This window comes from Bradyrhizobium algeriense (assembly GCF_003062295.1).
Lineage (GTDB): Bacteria > Pseudomonadota > Alphaproteobacteria > Rhizobiales > Xanthobacteraceae > Bradyrhizobium > Bradyrhizobium algeriense.
The window spans coordinates 1-3,280 of the sequence record NZ_PYCN01000103.1 but is presented as its reverse complement, the minus strand read 5'-3'; the positions used below and the strand labels follow the sequence as shown (position 1 = coordinate 3,280).

The following is a 3,280-nucleotide window of genomic DNA, read 5'->3' as shown; positions in this document are numbered from 1 at the left end:
GTCGGTATGGTGAAGCTGGTCGAGGAGATCGACAAAGCGCTGTTCAACCCGATGTGGGAGCAGCTGCGTCGACCAGTGCCGTGGGAGGAGGTGGCCAAGAATCGGCAGACCAAGGGGATGGCGCGGATGGACGCGCAGGCCGCCGAGGTTGCCGCCGATCCGGAGACGACCCGGCGCGCGAAAAAGGTCTGCTTCTGCAAGGAAGTCGAGCTCGGAACCATCGAGGACGCAATCCGCTCGCATGGCCTGACCAGCGTCGAGGCAGTCAGACAGCACACCAACGCGTTCGGTGGCTGCTGTAAGAGGCGTATCGAGGACATCCTGGCCACGATGCCGGTGTCCTCGCCGCCTGCCATGCTGCAAGCCGCGGAATAGGACGGCGTCATGGCCATCGTCACCACGCCGAAGAAGGCCTGCGCGGTCAACCCGCTGAAGATGAGTCAGCCGATTGGCGGCGCATTCGCCTTCATGGGGCTGCGTGGGGCGATGCCGCTTCTGCACGGCTCGCAAGGGTGCACATCCTTCGGGCTCACGCTGTTTGTGCGGCATTTCAAGGAGGCGGTGCCGCTGCAGACGACTGCGATGAGCGAGGTGGCGACCGTGCTCGGCGGTTATGAAAATGTCGAGCAGGCTATCCTCAACATATACAATCGTGCCAAGCCGGAGATCATCGGGATCTGCTCGACCGGAGTGACCGAAACCAATGGCGATGACGTCGACGGCTACATCAAGCTGATCCGCGAGCAGCATCCGCAGCTTGCCAAATTTCCTCTTGTCTTTGTCTCCACGCCCGATTTCAAGGACGCCTTCCAGGACGGGTGGGGAAAGACAGTGGCATGCATGGTCGAGGTACTGGTGGAGGCGCCGGCGGTCGGGGCGGAGCGTGATCCCGCGCGGGTGAATGTCCTCCCCGGATGTCACCTGACGCCGGGTGACCTCGACGAACTTAGGACGATCCTGGAGGATTTCGGCCTGAAGCCATCCTTCCTGCCTGATCTCGCGGGATCGCTGGACGGGCATATCCCGGACGAGTTTACGCCAACGACCATTGGTGGCATCGGGGTTGACGAAGTCGCGGGCATGGGCCGGTCCAGCTGGACCATTGCCATCGGTGCGCAGATGCGGCGGGCGGCAGAAGCCATGCAGGCGAAGTCTGGGGTGCCGTTTCGCTTGTTCGAGCGGCTGTGCGGCCTCATCCCCAACGATGAATTCATCGCTTTCCTGAGCGACATCAGTGGCCGCCCTGTGCCAGCAAAATATCGGCGCCAGCGCGGCCAGCTCAGCGATGCGATGCTGGACGCGCATTTCCATGTCGGCGGCCGCAAGCTCGCGATCGGTGCCGAGCCTGACCTCCTGTTCGACCTGTCCAGCATGCTTCACGAGATGGGCGCGCAGGTGACGGCGGCCGTGACGACCACGCCGTCGCCGGTGCTGGAGCGGATCGGGACCAAGGAGGTGCTGATCGGCGATCTCGAGGATCTGGAAGAGCTTGCTAGGACGAAGAATTGCGATCTGCTGATTACGCATTCGCATGGCCGCCAAGCGGCGGCGCGGCTGAAGATTCCGTTTTATCGCGCGGGATTTCCGATGTTCGATCGGATCGGCGCGGGACACCAGCTATCCGTCGGCTATCGCGGCACGCGCGATGTGATCTTCAATATCGCCAATCTCGTGATCGCCGACCGAGAGGAAAATCATCAGCCGACGCCCGATAGCTGGCGGACCTCGAGACGGCCCTTAAAGCCCGGCCGCCGTAGCTTCATCGACGCAACAGAGGGGTCGATTGCATGAAGGTCGCATTCGCTACCCAAGACTTGAGGCGCGTCGATGCGCACTTTGGCTGGGCCAAGTACATCGCGATCTATGATGTTGGGCCGGGCGGGCACGTATTTCTGAAGGCGGTTCAGTTCTACGGCGATCTCAAGGAAGACGGCAACGAGGACAAGCTCGCGCCCAAGATCGAGGCAATCAAGGATTGCGCCATTCTCTATGTCGCTGCCATCGGCGGCTCCGGTGCCGCGCGGGTAGTGGCGAACAATATACATCCCATCAAGGTGAACAAGCCCGAGAACATTCTGGCGCTGGTCGAGAAGCTTCAGCACGTGCTGAAGGGTACGCCGCCACCCTGGCTGCGCAAGGCGCTGGCAAAGGACCAGGAGCGCACGCTCGATTTCGAAGAATGAGGACGACATGACTGAAGCCGCGGATATCGTGCAAACCGATCGCGCGCTCGATGCGCCATTCGTGAGGGAACTGATCAAGATCTGGCGCGCCCAGGACGTCCATGGCGCCTGGGACGGCAAGAGCGATCTCGATCTGCTCGAACCCTATATTCTGGACAAGGAGAAACGGCGCGCGCTGCCGATCGTCGGCGATCCCGATCCGGATACGGTCTGGCGGCTGGAGCTGTTCTTCAATGCGGTCGCGCTCTCGATCGAGAAGACGACCGGTGTGATGATCCAGCCGATGCTGAAGATGCACCACGAAGGCTTTGGCCGCATGGTGCTGATCGGCGGCCGGCTGATCGTGGTGAACAAGCAGCTGCGCGATGTGCATCGCTTCGGCTTCGACAATCTCGCAAAGCTCGCCGCCGAGGGTGACAAATACGTCGAAGGCGGCATCGAGATGACCCGGAAATTTCCCGACGTGGCCAACTATTGAGAGCAGCTCATGAGCGACCTTGAAATGCTGAAAGCGGAAATAAGAAAGCTGTCGGTCAAGGCGACGAAGGCCAAGATGGATCTGCATGATTTGTCGGAGGAACTTCCCATCAACTGGACCTCGATCATGGCGGTGGCGCAGAAGGCGCACGATGCCTTTGCCGAACTCGAGCGCAAGCGCGAGGATCTCAAGGCGCTGGAAAAGGCCTAAAAAGGGTATCCGATCATGTCATTTGCAACGCGCGACGGCCGCGACTGGACGCCGAACTACCTGATCTCAATTGATCCCAAGAAGTGCATCGGTTGTGGCCGCTGTTTCAAGGTCTGCGGTCGCGACGTCATGACGTTGAAGGGGATCAATGAGGAGGGCGATCTTGTCGATCTCGACGATGACGAAGACGGTGAGATCGAAAAGAAGATTATGGTGATGAATGACCGGGGCGCTTGTATCGGCTGCGGCGCCTGCGCCCGGGTTTGTCCGACCAACTGCCAGACCCACCAGCCCGCCGCAGCGGAAGCCGCTTGACAGCGCCTCTGTCCGCCTTTCCCGCAGGCAAGCGGGAGTTGGACGGCGAAGCCTCGCTGAAGGGACTCTCCGTGTGCTGCGCTCGGGGATAGAG

The 3,280-nt window shown here is 61.0% G+C and carries 6 protein-coding genes; all 6 read left to right on the top strand.

Going from position 1 to position 3,280, the window contains the following annotated elements; genetic code table 11:
- On the top strand, positions 1-375 hold a 375-nt coding region (locus C7G61_RS42310; RefSeq protein WP_190242268.1), incomplete at its 5' end, for a (2Fe-2S)-binding protein.
- Positions 376-384: 9 nt separating this feature from the next.
- Positions 385-1,791 carry a nitrogenase iron-molybdenum cofactor biosynthesis protein NifN gene (nifN, locus tag C7G61_RS42305; RefSeq protein ID WP_108523373.1) on the top strand — a complete coding sequence of 469 codons (1,407 nt, stop codon included), beginning with the start codon at positions 385-387 and terminating at the stop codon, positions 1,789-1,791.
- Complete coding sequence (gene nifX / locus C7G61_RS42300) at positions 1,788-2,183, top strand: nitrogen fixation protein NifX (protein ID WP_108523372.1); 396 nt, start codon at positions 1,788-1,790, stop codon at positions 2,181-2,183. Before nifN ends, nifX begins: the two co-directional genes overlap by 4 nt.
- A 7-nt stretch (positions 2,184-2,190) precedes the next feature.
- On the top strand, positions 2,191-2,661 hold the full coding sequence (locus tag C7G61_RS42295) for a NifX-associated nitrogen fixation protein (protein ID WP_057846605.1): 471 nt from the start codon (positions 2,191-2,193) through the stop codon (positions 2,659-2,661).
- 9 nt (positions 2,662-2,670) lie between these two features.
- A complete protein-coding gene (locus C7G61_RS42290) occupies positions 2,671-2,871 on the top strand; it encodes a CCE_0567 family metalloprotein (protein ID WP_057846604.1) in 201 nt (66 codons plus the stop codon).
- Positions 2,872-2,886: 15 nt separating this feature from the next.
- Entirely contained in the window at positions 2,887-3,186 is a 300-nt protein-coding gene (gene fdxB, locus C7G61_RS42285; protein WP_057852071.1) for a ferredoxin III, nif-specific, read from the top strand.
- Positions 3,187-3,280: the final 94 nt, after the last annotated feature.

Coding starts and splice junctions, on each gene's coding strand:
- C7G61_RS42290 (WP_057846604.1), top strand. CDS start 2,671: ATGAGCGACCTTGAAATGCTGAAAGCGGAAATAAGAAAGCTGTCGGTC.
- C7G61_RS42295 (WP_057846605.1), top strand. CDS start 2,191: ATGACTGAAGCCGCGGATATCGTGCAAACCGATCGCGCGCTCGATGCG.
- nifN (WP_108523373.1), top strand. CDS start 385: ATGGCCATCGTCACCACGCCGAAGAAGGCCTGCGCGGTCAACCCGCTG.
- fdxB (WP_057852071.1), top strand. CDS start 2,887: ATGTCATTTGCAACGCGCGACGGCCGCGACTGGACGCCGAACTACCTG.
- nifX (WP_108523372.1), top strand. CDS start 1,788: ATGAAGGTCGCATTCGCTACCCAAGACTTGAGGCGCGTCGATGCGCAC.